Source organism: Halobacterium sp. CBA1132, assembly GCF_001485535.1.
Taxonomy (GTDB): domain Archaea; phylum Halobacteriota; class Halobacteria; order Halobacteriales; family Halobacteriaceae; genus Halobacterium.
Genome location: NZ_BCMZ01000001.1, coordinates 304,791 through 318,995, shown reverse-complemented (window position 1 = coordinate 318,995; position 14,205 = coordinate 304,791). Strand labels below are relative to the sequence as shown.

The window sequence follows — 14,205 nt, the reverse complement described above, 5'->3', positions numbered from 1 at the left end:
CATGTGCGACCGACCGACTCCAGACGACGCCGACGGGAGGGGAGCGTGATGGGCGACGACCTCCGGACGATGCGCGAGCGACTCGACGGCCTCGCCAGCGAGGACGGCCGCTTCTACGTCGCCTGCGCGCGGACCGGCGAGCGCCCGTTCCCGGTCGGCGGCCTGCGGTTCGCGGACCGCGAGACGGCCGCCGACGCCGTCGAGTTGGCCCGAGAGTACCGCCGGACGCTGGAGCGCTACGACCCGCGAGCGCCCCACTACGACCTCGTCGTCCACGAGCGCACCGACCCCGTGCCGCCGTCGGACGCGCCGTCGTTGCCGGACGCCTGCCACGACGTCACGGGCGCGGTGTTCGAGGCGTTGAGCGCGGCCGGCCACCGCGACGCCGAGCGCACGATTCTGGACGCGTACTTCGCCGCCGCGGAAGCCACCACCGACCCCGACGACCTCTGCGTCGTCCTGTTGCGGTGTACGGCGCGCACGCTCGACGCGCGGCTCGCGCCACGCGAGCAAGCAGTCGTCCTCGCCGACGCCGCGCGACGCGCCGACTTCGCCGCGGACGCCTCGTCCATCGGCGACGCGCTCGCGACGGTCGCTGGCGCCGACCTCGTGGACGCGCTGGCGGAGACGGCCGACGGCTGGCGGTTCGACCCGACGGTCCGGGTGGCCGACGCCGCCGTCACGCTCCCCGCGGCGGTCGCGGTGCTGGCGGTCCAGCCGGACGCCCAACCGGCCTTCGACCGCGCCGGCGACGGCGTCCGCGCGCGCCTCGACGGCGGGCCGGCGGGGCTATCGACCGCTCCGTTACAGTAGTTCGCGCGCCATCTCCGCTGCCGCCGGCGCGCTGTCCGCGAGCAAGTAGACGATTGGTTCGACGCCGAAGCCACCGGTCTGGTAGAGCACGTCCGCCTCCGGGTGGTCCGCGACGACGGGACCGAGCGCCGCCGCTGACGACTCGCCCTCCGGGTCGAACTCGACGGTCTCGTAGCCGAGCGCCGCGAGTTCGTCGACGACCCCCTCGTCGTAGTGGACGTTCAGACACGCGCGGGCGTCGCTGCCGGCGTCGCGCGCCGCGAGCAGGACCGAGGCGACGTGGACGCTGACGCCGAACTCGGGGTCAGCGGGAATCTCGGTGCGCCCCATCACGTCGAGAATCCGACCGGGTACGCCGGCTACGTCCTCGACACCCGCAGCGTCGGGCGTACACTCCACGAGGTTCGACCCGACGGCGGGGATGAGCGTCGCGAATCCGCTGGCGTGTTCGAGGATGCGGACGCCGCGTCGCACCGAGGAGAGCACGCGCTCGCGGACGCGCACCTCGCTCTCGGGGTCGTGGACGCGGAAGTCGCCCTCGTACTCCGCGAGCGCCGGCATCGCCTCCTCGTGGAGCGCCGCGACAACGTCGCCGCGCGCGGACAGCCGGCGAATCAGCACCTCCGCCTCGACAAGCGCCTGTACTTGGGACATATCGCCGCTGGCGAGGCCCTCGCCGACGCGCTCGACGGTCTCACGGACGCGCTCGTCGTCGGCGACCGCGTCGTTGACAGTGACCTCGCCGTGGGCGTACTTCGAGACCGCGGACTGGCTCACGCCGAGCAGTTCCGCGACCTCGTGTTGGGTGAGCCCGCGCTCGCGGAGGTCCGCGGCGAGCAGCGACCGGAAGGTGGGGAGGAACTCCTCGACGACGACTTCCTCGATGAACTTCATTGGTCGCCCCCGAACTCGCGGTCGCCCCGGATTTTCGACGCCTGCGGGCCGTCTTGGTCCTGATACTTCGACCCGCGCTCGGCGCCGTACGGCCGCTCGGCGGGGCTGGAAAGTTGTGTGAACACGAGTTGGCTGATGCGCATGTCCGGGGTGAGCGCGACCGGCACCTTCCCGAGGTTCGACAGCTCTAAGGTCACTTTTCCCTCGAACCCGGGGTCGATGAACCCCGCTGTGGCATGCACTACCACGGCAAGTCTTCCCAATGAAGACCGCCCCTCGACCTGCGCGACGAGGTCCGGTGGCACCTCCACGCGCTCTTTCGTGGTGCCGAGCACGAAGTCCCCGGGGTGGAGGATGAACTCGTCGCCGTCGTCGACGACCGTCTCGGTCACGTAGTCCTCGACTTCCTCCTCGCGGTTCGGGTGGATGCAGGGCACGTTCGCGCGCTCGAACTCCAGGAAGCGCCGGCCGAGCCGGACGTCGACGCTCGCGGGCTGGACCTGCAGGTCGACGTCGTCGAGCGGTTCGACGACGAGGTCGCCCTCGGACAGCCGCGCGAGGATGTCCCGGTCGGAGAGTATCATACCGGTGGGTGGTGCCCGGGGGCCTAAAGGTTTCAGAAGAGAGCGAGGAGCCAGTAGCCGTAGGCGACCGCGCCGCCAGCGAGGAGCGGGCGCGACGACTCCGCGTCGAACGCCACCGACAGCCCGCGCCCGTAGAGGCGCGTCTGCCAGCCGGCGACGAGGAACCCGGCGGCGAGCGCGGGCAGCGACGCGTCGCCGGTGAGCGTCCCGTAGAGATTACCAAGAAACGACTGCGGCGTGACCGACGCCGCGCCGACCACGCTGGTAGCGAACGAACCGAGGACCGCGAGCAGGACGGGAACGACGGGCAACAGCCCCCAACTGGCGACGACGAAGGCGTTCGCGAATTCGCCGTCGCCGTCGCAGACGACGCGGCCGAGGGCGTGGAGGACGGCGCCGGTGACGAGCGGGAACGTGACGATACCGGACAGGAGTATGGCGACGTACACCGAGAGCAACAGCCAGAACGCGCTGGTGGCGTCGCCGCCCGCGGACGCGAACTGTTCGGTCGCGAGCGCACCGAGCGCGACGACGGGAGCGACGGCAATCAGGCCGGCGACGCCGACGACAACGAGTGCGGGCCGCAGGTCGAAGCCGCGGCGCTCGAAGTACTCGGTTGGATGGAGGACGGGGGTGCGGGGGCGCATGTGGCGGGCTGCGACCGCCTCCGCCTTCGAGTTTTCGACGGCGAGTAGCCAACGCTATGCCGGAGCCGACCCTCCAACCGGACATGAAACAGGTCATCGCCGCCCGCACGGACATCGGGATGGGAAAGGGGAAACTCGCCGCGCAGGTATCCCACGCCTCGCTGAAGGCCTACGAGTACACCGACGAGCGCGCCCAGCGACAGTGGAAACAGCAGGGGCAGAAGAAGGTCGTCGTGAAGGCCAGCGGCGAGCGCGAACTCTACCAGATTGCGGAGGAAGCGAAAGCCAAGGGGCTGCCGTCTGCGGTCGTCGAGGACGCCGGCCGCACCCAACTTGAGCCCGGAACGCCTACCGCGGTCGCTATCGGCCCGGCGGCGGACGCCGACGTGGACGAAATTACCGGCGACCTCTCGCTGTTCTGACGATGCGAGAGGCCCACGAACTCGAACGCGCGGTCGGGATGGCGTACTACGCCAGCGACAGCGACGGCACGGGCGGGCGCCTCCGCGAGTCCCCCGGGGACTTCCGCGTCACCGAAATCGAGGAGTTCGACACCCAGCCAGTCGACGCCGACCCGGGCGACTACCCGTGGCTCGTCCTGCGCGTGACGCTGACGTCGTGGGACACCAACGACTTCGCCCGCGAGTTCGCGAACCGCCTCGAAATGAGCCGCGAGCGCGTGCGGTGGGCGGGGACGAAGGACCGCCACGCGGTCACCACCCAGTTGTTCGCCGTGCGCGACGTCGACGCCGAGGACGTCCCCGAGATTTCGGACGCGACCATCGACGTGGTGGGGCGGGCGGGCCGCGGACTGGAGTTCGGTGACCTCGCGGGCAACGAGTTCCGCGTCGTCGTTCGCGACCCCGACGCGCCCGAGCAGGCCGACGCCGTCACCGCGGACCTCGCGGCGTTCGGCGGCGGCGAACCGGGCTCGCGGGCGTCGCCCGCTCGCTCGAACCGGGACGCTGCGCGTCCCGCGGTCCCCAACTTCTTCGGCCAGCAGCGCTTCGGCAGCAAGCGCCCGGTCACCCACGAGGTCGGTCTCGCCATCCTCCGCGACGACTGGGAGGGCGCGGCGATGGCGTACCTCGGCGCGCCCAGCGAGCACGAACCCGAGGACAGCAGCAGCGCGCGGCGGTTCGTCGAGGACACCCGCGACTGGGAGGGTGCTCTCGACGAGTTCCCGAACCGGCTGCGCTACGAGCGCACGATGCTGCACGAACTCGCGGACGGCGGGAGTTTCCGGGACGCCGTCGAGACGTTCCCGTCGAACCTCCAGCGGCTGTTCGTCCACGCCGCCCAGTCGTACGCGTTCAACCGCATGCTCGCCGAGCGGATGGAGCGCGGGCTGCCGTTCCACGAGCCCGTCGAGGGCGACGTCGTCTGGTTCGCGGAGTCGGACGCGCCGGAAGGCGTCGCGCGCCCGGACTCCAGCCGCGAGCAGCGCGTCACCGCCGACCGCGTGGACGTGATGGCGCGCCACTGCGCCCGCGGCCGGGCGTTCGTCACCGCGCCGCTCGTCGGCACCGACACCGAACTCGCCGAGGGCGAACCCGGAGAAATCGAGCGCGCAGTGCTCGGCGAACTCGATCTCGAACCCGAGGACTTCGACCTCCCGGGCGAGTTCGACTCCTCGGGGACGCGGCGCGCAATTCTGCTCCGCCCGGACCTCACTGTCGAACGCGACCCACTGACCTTCGAGTTCGCGCTCCCCTCCGGAAGCTACGCGACGGTCGTCCTGCGCGAGTACCTGAAGACGGACCCGACGGACCTCTGACGGGCGACGCCGTATCAGGCGGCCGCGTTCGCACCGCCGTCGGCTGCGAGCACGACGGCGGCGACGACCAGAAGGCCGGCGACAGGGAAGACGTACAGCCAGAGCGCGGCTTGCCAGAAACCGAGCAGTAACAGAGCGCACGCGCCGCCGGCAGCCACGAACGCCCGTCCCGAGACCACACCGGCAGCACCCGCGATTGCGCTCGCGCCGAGTGCCGCGAACAGCGCCAACCGCGCCGACGTGTAGCCGGACTGGCCGAGGTACCAGCCTAGTACGCCGAGGAACGCGGCGACCACGACGACGGTCAGCCCACGCACGGCGGCCGTTATGGAGGGCGTCATCACGCCGAAGCGTACTGCCGGCTCGCGGAAAGTACCACCGGCGACGCGACAGTACGGCCGCGACCGCGCGAAACACCGGGCTTTTGCGCGCCGGCACCGTTTTCCGGGATATGGACTGTCAGCGGTGTGGCACCCCGTTGCGGAAGCCGGGCGACTACTGCTTAGTCTGTGACACCGCCAACTGCGACGCCGTCGTCGCCGCCTGCGACCGCGACCACGCGACGCTGACGTTCCTCGACGACGAAGCCGTCGTCGGGCAGACCGACATCGCGACCGTCCCCGAGGAGGGCGGCGAGACCGGCGTCGTGGAACTGCGGAACTTCGCCGGCCGCATCGCCGACGAGATTCGGCGCAAGCGCCCCGAGGACGTCTTCGTCGCGGGCGACCACGACGTGATTCGTGCGGTCCGCGCGGACCTCCACTACGAGGTCTACCGCGTCCCCCGCGAGAACCCCGTCGAGTCGGTTGTCGAGCGTCGCGGCGACCGCTCGCTGGACGTCGTCGACGAACCGGCCAGCGAGAAAATCGGCGGCCGCCACTCCACGCTCATCGGGAACCGCGACGGCCAGCGCGCGATTCGCACCGTCGCCGACCACCCGAACGTGAAGAAAGTGATTCCCGGCCCCATCGACGCCGGCGGTTCGAGTTCGCGCACCGGCGTCCGCGCGAAGGTCACGCGCGCCGACGACAACGGCAACCTCCGACTGCTCGTCCGCGACGGCTCCAGCGTCCAAGAGAACCGCGTCGTGACGACCGCGATGGATCGCGACACCGGCGAGCGCGTCCGCGTTGACCTCAACGAGGCGCTCGCCGACGAAGAACTGCGAGACTGAATTCTTGCAGTCTCGCGTTACCCAGGCACGCAGCTCACGGCTCCCTACGGTCGCCGTTCGCGTGTAACGTGCCCTCGCGTTGCTCGGGCACGCAGTTCGCCGCTCACTCTAACGTGGCCTCCCGCCGGTCGGCCACGCAACGTAGCGTTTATGTGCGCCCCGACGGTAGAAGCGTTCACTATGGCTAAGAAGGGCTCCGCGGGGAGCGCCGGCCGATTCGGCGCGCGCTACGGCCGCGTCTCTCGGCGTCGCGTCTCCGAAATCGAGGACGAGATGAACGAGAACCACGCCTGCCCCGACTGCGGTTCGGACGCCGTCTCCCGTCAGGGAACCGGCATCTGGCAGTGCTCGAAGTGTGATTACAAGTACGCCGGCGGCGCGTACAAGCCCCAGACGCCGGGCGGACGCACCGTCAGCCGCTCCATCCGCGCGGCGCTCGGCGAGGGCGAAGCGGAAGCCGACGCCGACGTCGAAGCCGTCGAGGAATAATGGCGTACAAGTGCTCCCGCTGTAAGCGAGACGTCGAACTCGACGAGTACGGCGGGGTTCGGTGCCCGTACTGTGGGCACCGCGTCCTGCTGAAAGAGCGGAGCCGCGACGTCAAGGAAGTCGAAGTCCGGTAACTGCCGGTGGACCACGCCACGGAACTGGTTTTCGAGTACGGTTCTTCCGCGGTCGCTCGCAGCGTCGAGCGCAGCGTCGCGGTCGAAGCCGGCGACATCGAGGGCGACCGTAGCGACGCGACCGTCGACCGAGACGGCGCGACCGTGACGGTGACCGTCGGCGCGGCGGACCTGACCGCGCTGCGGGCCGGGAACAACACGTGGCTGACGCTCGTGGAGGTCGCCGAGCGCGTGACTGACGCTGCGGGCGACGAGAGCGCCTGAACCGCGCGGACTGTGATTCGACGTCGAGACTGACGCTCCGGACCGTAATACGGGGGTTTTTCTGTCGGGCGCGCCTCCGAGCACGTATGCAGGGTAATCTGCCGCCGGAAGCGCAGGAGAAGCTCGAGCAGCTACAGGACCTTCAGGAGAAAGCGCAGACGGTTTCGGCCCAGAAGCAGCAGGCCGAGACCCAGCTCAGCGAGGCCCAGACCGCTCTCGACGCCCTCGACGACATCGACGAGGACGCGACGATGTACCGAGAGGTCGGCGAACTTCTCGTGCAGACCGACTACGACGACGCCGCAGACGACCTCGACGAGAAGGTCGAGAACCTCGAAGTGCGCGTCGACACCCTCTCGAAGCAGGAGGAACGCGTTCAAGAGCAGTTCGAGGAGCTTCAGGAGGAGCTTCAGGAGATGCTCGGCGGTGCCGGCGGCGGCGGTCCGATGGGCGGCCCGAGCGCGTAACTGATGGGTACGACCGACGAGCCGACCGACGAGGAAGTCGTGGAGGCCGCGGCCGAGGCCGCCGAAGGTCTCGTGTTCTCGCGGCTCGCGACGGGTGACGTCGAGGACTTCGACGTCACCGTCACGTTCGAAGACGGCGTTCTCGACGTCGACGTCTACGTCCACGCGCCGGACGCCGACGACGACGTCGAGCAGGTCGCGGAGGACGCTGCGCTCGCAGCGCGCGGCGCCGTCGACGACCTGTTCGCGGACGAGTAACGGTTCTTCTCGTTCCGTTCACGAAGACAGACAGCGACAGCGCCGCGGCCGCGCGGCTACGTCAGGAAGAAGATGAGGATGCTGATAGCAACCGTCGCCAGCACCGCGAGACCCGCGATTGCGCCGCCCATCGCGATAACGGCGTTGGCGTGGCTGGCGAGCGTCTCCGTGCGGTCGTTGCCGAACACGGTGACTTCCGCGCGCTCGCTGGCCATGCCCGCCTCGACAGGTTCGAGGTCCGCGACTGCGGCTTCGGTGAGGTCGGTAACGAGGTCGACGAGTTCGTCCCAGTCGATGGCCGCGCCGACCTGATTCGTGGACTCGACGGTGTTGACGATGTGGGTGTCGGTGGTCAGGACTTCCGCGTGGTCGATGCCGTCGAGGGCGTCGACGATGGTCTCGCGGAGTCCGGGTTCCATGTTGTTCCCGTCGACGAGCACGTACGCGGTGCGGTCACCGCCCGTATCGAGGACGGCGACGCGAATGCCGAGCGGGCCGATACCGTCCGCGGGTCGCCACGGCGTGCGGTCCCACGCGACGCCGAGTTCGAGGGGGCCCTCGTCGGCGTCACGGAGCGCGGTGGCGGCGTCGCCGGCCGCCTGAATCATGTCGAACGAGCGCTTGCTCCCGGGGTAGACGTGCCCGAGGTCGTCGCCGCCGAGGCCGTTGTTGCAGTTGTGCGCGTCCGCCAGCAGGACGTCGTCCATGCCCTCGACGCGGGCTTCCGCGGTCGCGGACAGTCCGACGGCGAACTCGACGTCGTCGGCGAACTCGGGGGAGAACGTGGAGACGAGCAGCGCGTCGTCGCCGAACGCCTGCCCGAGGAGTTTGGCTTCGCCCTCCTGCACGCGGACCGCGGGGGTCGCGCTGTCGCAGTAGTCGATGGCGTCGTGGGCGCTCTCGGCGGCGTCGATGAGCGTGTCGACTTCGCGCTCCGTGACGAGGTTGAAGTCGTGGCCGGCGGTCGCGTGGGGCGGGAACGCCAGCCCGCTGGCGGATTCGGCGACCCGTTGCGGGAGGTTCCCACCGCCGATTTCCCCCATCGGCCCGGGGTGAATCATCGGCAGCACGAAGCGCGCTTTCTCCTCGCCGTCGTCGACGTTCCGGAACGCCAGCACCGTCACGGGGACGACTGCTTCCTCGCCAATCTGTTCGAAGAAGTCCTCCAGTTCGCGGGTGCCCTCCGCGATGTGGCCGATAAATCCGCTGACGAAATCGAGAACGCTGACGCCGAGGCTGCGCTGCCACGGGCGGTCGATAGCGAGGACGAGGCCGTAGGCGGCGACGCCGTACAGCACGACCAGCGACACCAACAGCACGAAGTCGCGGGGCGCGAACGCGTACTGGATTTCCGGCGGCGCTTCCGCGGGCCGGGAGAGGAACGCGTTCAGGAGGCGGCCACCGGTCGTGAGGTAGTTCATCGTGCCGCTGTAGACGAACAACAGCAGACCGGCGGTCGCCGTCTGGATGCTGGCGGGAATCGCGGCGACCAGCGGGGAGTCCCGGGAGACCGCGAGCACGACGAGGAACCGAATCGCGAACACGAGTCCGAGCGCGGCGATGAGGGCGTCGAAGACGAAGTTCTGCCCGAATCTCCCGGTGACCGCGGCGACGACGCCGGCGGCGACGAGCACGACGACGACGACGACCTCGCAGGCGAACGCGAGCAGCGACGACCGACTGTACGTGAGTTGGCCGTCGAAGTAGCGGTCGACCGGTGTGGTGCCGAGGCTCGCGACGACTGTCGGCACGCCGATGAAGAACACGCCCTGCCAGGCGTCTTCGAGTACGTACTGGCTGTCGAAGGACGCGATACCCGCCAGCGCCGCGATGACCAGCGACAGCGCGACGGTCGTGTACCACCGCGGCGCGCGGAAGATGTACTTCGAGAGGCTCGCCAGTTCGCCTTGAGTCTCCGTCATCGGCCTACTCGCAGACGCGCACGAAGTTCTCGAAGACGGCCTCGCCCTCTTCGGTGTGCGCGACCTCGGGGTGCCACTGGACGCCGTAGAGGTCGCGGTCGGTGTCCGAGATGGCTTCGACGTCGCAGATGTCGCTGGAGGCGGTGCGCGTGAACCCATCGGGGACCTCGACGACCTCGTCGGCGTGGCTCGCCCACACCCGAGTCTCGGGAGCCAGCGACCCGACGAGGGGGTCGTCCTCGTCGAGAATCTCGACGTCGACGTCCGCGTAGCCGCCGTAGTCACCGGATTCGACGCGGCCGTCGAACTCCTCGGCGATGAACTGCATGCCGAGACAGATGCCGAGGACCGGAACGTCGAGGTCGAGGTACGCCGAGCAGTTCCCGACATCGTCCATGTCGGGGCCGCCGGAGAGCACGAGGCCGTCGGCGTCGATGTCCGCCGGCGGCGTCGTGTTGTCGACGGTCTCGGTCTCCACCCCGTCCATGTCCCGGAGCAGTCGGTGCTCCAGGTGGGTGAACTGACCGTGGTTGTCGACGACGAGGATACGTGTCATTAGGCCCGAGTACAGGATTCGCGACTAAAAACCCACTCGTTCGGAGCTACAGCGATGCCGGGTCGAAGCGCTTGTTCTCGCCCTCCCACGACGACAGGTCGCGCTCGGCGCGCGCGTCGACGTACGCTTCGAGGCCGTTGCCGGCGGGGTCCGAGAAGTACAGCGCCTTGCTGATGCCGTGGTCGACGGGCGTCGAGGGAACGCCGCGCTCGCAGAGTTCGTCGTAGACGTCCCCGAGGGCGCTCTCTGTGTCGACTTCGATTGCGGCGTGGTAGAGGCCGACGCCGCGGCCCGCATCCGGGGCGTCCGCGCCGACCGCTTGGAGCGCGACATCGTGGTGGTGGTCGCCCCACGAGAGGAACGCGAATCGCCCCTCAGTCTCCGTAATTTCGAGGGCGAAGACGCCCTCGTAGAACGCGACCGCGCGGTCGAGGTCCCGGACTTTGAGGTGGACGTGCCCGAGGTGGAACGGCGTCTCGTTCATACGACACGTTCGGCCCGAGGACAGTTAGCCGTCGGGGTCGAATCGACTCACTCGTCCTCGAAGCGGTCCGCCGCGGTGTCGAAGGAGAGTTCGGACTGCTCTTCGCTGCGCCGGCCCTCCGCGGCCGCGATAGCCTCGGGGTCGGGGCTGGCGTCGTCGTCGATACGCGCCCACGAGTCGTGGACTTTCGCGTGACACCACCGGCAGAGGAACACCGTAATCTCGTGGCCGACGTCCTCCTCGTCGTCGTACGCGAGGTGGTGTTCTTCGAGGAGCGGGCGCTCGTCGTCGTGGGCCTGCCGGCGCTCTTCGAGCCCGCAGCGCGCGCACTCGCGGTCGCGCTGCCGGCACCGGTAGTGGGGGCAGTCCGCCCACTTCCAGTCGCCGTCCGCGACCGGGCACCGGAAGTCGTCGGCGCGGCGCTCGGCGGCGAACTCGGGGTCGTGTTGGCCGTGCTCGAAGGCGTACCGGCACTTCCCGTCGTCGGTCGCGTAGTCGCAGACGCCGGCGTGGTCGTAGGGGTCGTCGACCCCGACTGCGGTCCCGGTCGGCGTCTTCTTCACGCCCCGGCGTAGCGACCGGACGGGGTAACGCTTTTCGCTGCCCGCCGCCGACTCGGAGTGTGCACCTTCGCCACGAACGCGACGGGGACACGCGAACGCTCGCGACCGACGTCGACGTCGCGGACTCGCTGTTCGCGCAGACCCGCGGGCTGATGTTCCGGTGGTCGGTTCCCGACGACTACGCGCTCGTCTTCGACTTCGACGGCGCCGCCAGCCGCGACATCCACATGCTGTTCGTGCCGTTCGCCATCGACGCCATCTGGATAGAAGCCGAGGAAGTCCAGCGCGTCGAACGCATGCCCTCGTGGACCGGACGCGGCGAAGCGCGCTGCGACACGCTCGTCGAACTCCCCGCGGGCGCCGCCGACGGCGTGTCGGTCGGCGACCGAGTGTGGCTCGACGACTGACAGGCAACATCTGTCAGACCCCACACCTTCAAACGTGTGTGGCACGCTACGACATACACACCATGTCGGACCACACCGGCACGGAGGATAGAGTAAGTCGCCTCACGGCGGCTGGCCGAGAAATTCTCCGGCACTAGTTTCCCTGCCGCTCTCGACGGCGGCGCACCCGACGTACAGTTCCTCGACACCACGCTGCGCGACGGCGAACAAGCCCCCGGCATCTCGTTGTCCGCCGACCAGAAGGCGACCATCGCGCGCAAACTCGACGACACCGGCGTCTCCGTCGTCGAAGCCGGCAGCGCGTGCACGAGCGCCGGCGAGCGCGAGACGATTCGCCGCGTCACCGGCCTCGACCTGGACGCGACGGTCACGAGCTTCTGTCGCGGCATCCAGCGCGACATCGACCTCGCGCTCGACTGCGACGTCGACGGCGTGAACCTCGTCGTGCCCGCCAGCGACCGCCACGTCGAAGAGAAAGTTGGGACCACCCGCGAGGATGTCCTCGACACCACCCGCGACCTCGTGGAGTACGCGACCGACCACGGCCTCTGGGTGGAAGTCATCGGCGAGGACGGCTCTCGCGCCGACGAGGAGTTCCTCGCGGACCTCGCAGAAGCGAGCGCGAACGCGGGCGCCGACCGGTTCTGCGTCGCGGACACCGTCGGCCACGCCAGCCCCGAGCGCGTCTACGAACTCGTGGACGCCGTCGCCGAGTACGGCCCCGTGAGCGTCCACACCCACGACGACCTCGGGCTCGCAGTGACGAACGCGCTCGCGGGCGTCTCCGCGGGCGCCAATCTCGTCCACGCCACGGTCAACGGCGTCGGCGAGCGCGCCGGGAACGTCGCGCTCGAAGAGGTCGCGGTCGCGCTCTGGCACTGCTACGGCATCGAACCGCTGGACACCGAGCGCCTCTACGACCTCGCGGCCACCGTCGCGGACGCCACGGGCGTCCCGCTGCCGCCGAACAAGGCCGTCTCCGGCGAGAACGCGTTCGCCCACGAGTCCGGCATCCACACCGACGGCACGCTCAAGGACGACCGCATGTACGAGCCGTACTCCCCGGAGGCGGTCGGCCGCGAGCGCCGCCTCGTCCTCGGGAAGCACGCCGGCCGCGCGGGCGTCCGCGCCGCCCTCGCCGAACACGACGTCGAAGTCTCCGACGACGAACTCGCCGCTGTCGTCGAGCGCGTAAACGAACTCGGTGAGCGCGGTAAGCGCGTCACCGACGCCGACCTGCTCGCCGTCGCCGAAGACGTCCAGGGCGGCGACCGCGACCGCCGCGTCGAAGTCTTGGACCTCACGGCCGCCAGCGGCGGCGGCACCCCGACCGCGTCCGTCCGCCTGCGCGTGGACGACGAGGAGCACAGCGCCGCCGGCACCGGCAGCGGCCCCGTCGACGCCGCCATCGCCGCCGTCCGCGACGCCCTCGGCGACGTGACCTTCCACCTCGAAGAGTACCACGTCGACGCCATCACCGGTGGTACTGACGCCGTCGTCACCGTCCACGTCACCGTCTCCCGGGGCGACCGCACGGTCACCGTCGACGCCAGCGACAGCGACATCACCTCCGCCAGCGTCAGCGCCGTCGTCGACGCCCTCGACCGCCTGCTCCCCCGCGAGGACGAGGAGACGCCCGCGACCGCGGACTGACGCAGCACTCACTGATTTTTCGGCGGACAAAGTAACCGCACGATGGAGCATTCGACGCGCCGTGCGTCCAGTACGAATAGTCGAAAATTCGGGTCCGGTATTCGGCGTAGTCGGTGAACCAGCGGCTACGTTCGAGCTGTGCAGATGTCAACCAGCGATATTCTTTTCCAAAGCGCCCCGGAATGTTCGCTTATGCCCTCCAGTCAGTTTCTGCCGAATGGACTGCTTGTCCTCGTGTTTCTTGGCGCTGTGCTCCCGGTGTACGGGTTCGTCACTGGCGAATTCATATGGGTCTGGAACGGGGTGATTCTGGGCGGCCTCCTATTCGTCGTAAAATGGCAGTGGTGGTGGAACCCGCTCAGTGCGTACGTTAACACGGACAACCAGAACAACTGAACGGGCTGAATCAGTGTGCATACTGCTCGCTGCTGGCTTGGCTGCTGGAATCGATGTCAGCTAAAAACCGACCACTTGGTTCGGTAGACAACGAGATACGCGGTTAGGTAGGCGGGAGCCCAAACTGCCGCTTGTAGAGCGTGACTGCTACCAGAGAACGACACCCCCAGCGCAAGGATAACTATCATTCCGACGAGTCCCCACCCGATTCCAGAGATCACGAGGACGGATATATACTCACCCAGCTGCCTAAGCGACCAATCACCCGCAACGACAGGGTACGAACCACCGAGCGTTAGCACACCGGCAACCAGATTTCCCGTTGAGGGTGAAACTGGGAACCCCAGAGCCGCGTTGCCGAGCGAGACCATCGGATACCAGACGAGAGCAAACCCGAACACGGCGAGGAGCATATCGACGGTCGCTGATAGCCACGAGTCCAATCCTCGCTCGCCGGTCGCCATAGCTAATTCTTCGCCTCGACCGTGTGAAATATTTGTGGCCTGCACGCAGCGGCTGTCACTCGAATCGGAGAACGGCGTCGCTGACCTGTGTGAAGTCAGAGAAGCGCCGAGGGAGCGATTTGAACGCTCGAGTCCGTGAGGACAGTTGCTCTCGAAGCAACCGCCTTGGCCAGGCTAGGCTACCTCGGCTCGTTTCGAGGAATGCCGTCGTCGGTTTTAGGGATTTCGATTGGGCGTGGTGACCGATACCACTAAACTT

At 68.7% G+C, this 14,205-nt stretch carries 21 protein-coding genes and 1 tRNA gene; 12 read left to right on the top strand and 10 right to left on the bottom strand.

What is annotated here, in order from left to right; genetic code table 11:
* Positions 1-3: 3 nt before the first annotated feature.
* Positions 4-813, top strand: coding sequence for a hypothetical protein (locus AVZ66_RS01615; protein ID WP_231727055.1), 810 nt, complete (start codon positions 4-6; stop codon positions 811-813).
* On the opposite strand, the gene AVZ66_RS01610 is transcribed toward AVZ66_RS01615, so the two are convergent.
* From AVZ66_RS01610 to AVZ66_RS01600, 3 genes are read right to left on the bottom strand one after another with little or no spacing between them, the layout of a single operon-like run.
* Entirely contained in the window at positions 805-1,707 is a 903-nt protein-coding gene (locus AVZ66_RS01610) for a thiamine-phosphate synthase family protein (RefSeq protein ID WP_058981149.1), read from the bottom strand. The two genes, AVZ66_RS01615 and AVZ66_RS01610, sit on opposite strands and share 9 nt — an antisense overlap.
* Entirely contained in the window at positions 1,704-2,291 is a 588-nt protein-coding gene (dcd, locus tag AVZ66_RS01605) for a dCTP deaminase (RefSeq protein WP_058981147.1), read from the bottom strand. Before dcd ends, AVZ66_RS01610 begins: the two co-directional genes overlap by 4 nt.
* Positions 2,292-2,323: 32 nt before the next feature.
* The gene (locus tag AVZ66_RS01600; protein WP_058981145.1) at positions 2,324-2,938 is read right to left on the bottom strand and encodes a YIP1 family protein; all 615 of its coding nucleotides are present in this window, start codon (positions 2,936-2,938) and stop codon (positions 2,324-2,326) included.
* 83 nt (positions 2,939-3,021) lie between these two features.
* On the opposite strand from AVZ66_RS01600, the gene pth2 reads away from it, so the two are divergent.
* A complete protein-coding gene (gene pth2 / locus AVZ66_RS01595) occupies positions 3,022-3,360 on the top strand; it encodes a peptidyl-tRNA hydrolase Pth2 (protein WP_058984605.1) in 339 nt (112 codons plus the stop codon).
* A 2-nt stretch (positions 3,361-3,362) separates the two neighbouring features.
* Positions 3,363-4,715 (top strand): tRNA pseudouridine(13) synthase TruD, encoded by a 1,353-nt coding sequence (gene truD, locus AVZ66_RS01590; RefSeq protein WP_058981143.1) that lies wholly within the window; start codon positions 3,363-3,365, stop codon positions 4,713-4,715.
* A gap of 14 nt (positions 4,716-4,729) precedes the next feature.
* Here the strand turns inward: truD and AVZ66_RS01585 are convergent, their stop codons facing one another.
* The gene (locus tag AVZ66_RS01585; RefSeq protein WP_058981141.1) at positions 4,730-5,056 is read right to left on the bottom strand and encodes a hypothetical protein; all 327 of its coding nucleotides are present in this window, start codon (positions 5,054-5,056) and stop codon (positions 4,730-4,732) included.
* 110 nt (positions 5,057-5,166) lie between these two features.
* On the opposite strand from AVZ66_RS01585, the gene AVZ66_RS01580 reads away from it, so the two are divergent.
* From AVZ66_RS01580 to AVZ66_RS01555, 6 genes are all read left to right on the top strand, one after another.
* Positions 5,167-5,889, top strand: a complete 723-nt coding sequence (locus AVZ66_RS01580) for a DUF2103 domain-containing protein (protein ID WP_058981139.1) — start codon at positions 5,167-5,169, stop codon at positions 5,887-5,889.
* Between the two features lie 180 nt (positions 5,890-6,069).
* The gene (locus AVZ66_RS01575) at positions 6,070-6,378 is read left to right on the top strand and encodes a 50S ribosomal protein L37ae (protein ID WP_082678744.1); all 309 of its coding nucleotides are present in this window, start codon (positions 6,070-6,072) and stop codon (positions 6,376-6,378) included.
* Positions 6,378-6,512: a DNA-directed RNA polymerase subunit P gene (locus AVZ66_RS01570; protein ID WP_058981135.1), complete on the top strand. Its 135-nt coding sequence runs from the start codon at positions 6,378-6,380 to the stop codon at positions 6,510-6,512. The genes AVZ66_RS01575 and AVZ66_RS01570 overlap by 1 nt, the downstream gene beginning before the upstream one ends.
* A gap of 6 nt (positions 6,513-6,518) precedes the next feature.
* Positions 6,519-6,776 carry a KEOPS complex subunit Pcc1 gene (locus tag AVZ66_RS01565; protein ID WP_058981131.1) on the top strand — a complete coding sequence of 86 codons (258 nt, stop codon included), beginning with the start codon at positions 6,519-6,521 and terminating at the stop codon, positions 6,774-6,776.
* An 86-nt stretch (positions 6,777-6,862) separates the two neighbouring features.
* Positions 6,863-7,243, top strand: a complete 381-nt coding sequence (locus AVZ66_RS01560; RefSeq protein WP_058981129.1) for a prefoldin subunit beta — start codon at positions 6,863-6,865, stop codon at positions 7,241-7,243.
* 3 nt (positions 7,244-7,246) lie between these two features.
* Positions 7,247-7,501, top strand: coding sequence for a DUF3194 domain-containing protein (locus AVZ66_RS01555; RefSeq protein WP_058981127.1), 255 nt, complete (start codon positions 7,247-7,249; stop codon positions 7,499-7,501).
* Positions 7,502-7,557: 56 nt separating this feature from the next.
* Here AVZ66_RS01555 and AVZ66_RS01550 read toward each other — a convergent pair whose 3' ends face one another.
* Genes AVZ66_RS01550 through AVZ66_RS01535 form a run of 4 tightly spaced genes read right to left on the bottom strand, consistent with a single transcriptional unit; the run spans position 7,558 to position 11,026 of the window.
* Positions 7,558-9,423 carry a DUF2070 family protein gene (locus AVZ66_RS01550; RefSeq protein WP_058981126.1) on the bottom strand — a complete coding sequence of 622 codons (1,866 nt, stop codon included), beginning with the start codon at positions 9,421-9,423 and terminating at the stop codon, positions 7,558-7,560.
* Positions 9,424-9,427: 4 nt separating this feature from the next.
* A complete protein-coding gene (locus AVZ66_RS01545; protein WP_058981117.1) occupies positions 9,428-9,979 on the bottom strand; it encodes a GMP synthase subunit A in 552 nt (183 codons plus the stop codon).
* 46 nt (positions 9,980-10,025) lie between these two features.
* Positions 10,026-10,463 (bottom strand): VOC family protein, encoded by a 438-nt coding sequence (locus AVZ66_RS01540; protein WP_058981115.1) that lies wholly within the window; start codon positions 10,461-10,463, stop codon positions 10,026-10,028.
* Positions 10,464-10,510: 47 nt separating this feature from the next.
* On the bottom strand, positions 10,511-11,026 hold the full coding sequence (locus tag AVZ66_RS01535) for a hypothetical protein (RefSeq protein ID WP_058981113.1): 516 nt from the start codon (positions 11,024-11,026) through the stop codon (positions 10,511-10,513).
* Positions 11,027-11,085: 59 nt separating this feature from the next.
* On the opposite strand from AVZ66_RS01535, the gene AVZ66_RS01530 reads away from it, so the two are divergent.
* From AVZ66_RS01530 to AVZ66_RS01520, 3 genes are all read left to right on the top strand, one after another.
* Positions 11,086-11,433, top strand: a complete 348-nt coding sequence (locus AVZ66_RS01530) for a DUF192 domain-containing protein (protein WP_058981111.1) — start codon at positions 11,086-11,088, stop codon at positions 11,431-11,433.
* A 111-nt stretch (positions 11,434-11,544) separates the two neighbouring features.
* Positions 11,545-13,086, top strand: coding sequence for a 2-isopropylmalate synthase (locus AVZ66_RS01525; protein WP_058981110.1), 1,542 nt, complete (start codon positions 11,545-11,547; stop codon positions 13,084-13,086).
* A 192-nt stretch (positions 13,087-13,278) separates the two neighbouring features.
* A complete protein-coding gene (locus AVZ66_RS01520) occupies positions 13,279-13,482 on the top strand; it encodes a hypothetical protein (RefSeq protein ID WP_058981108.1) in 204 nt (67 codons plus the stop codon).
* A gap of 56 nt (positions 13,483-13,538) precedes the next feature.
* Here the strand turns inward: AVZ66_RS01520 and AVZ66_RS01515 are convergent, their stop codons facing one another.
* Positions 13,539-13,946, bottom strand: a complete 408-nt coding sequence (locus AVZ66_RS01515; RefSeq protein ID WP_058981106.1) for a hypothetical protein — start codon at positions 13,944-13,946, stop codon at positions 13,539-13,541.
* Positions 13,947-14,050: 104 nt separating this feature from the next.
* Positions 14,051-14,135 (bottom strand) — tRNA-Ser (locus tag AVZ66_RS01510).
* Positions 14,136-14,205 lie beyond the last annotated feature (70 nt).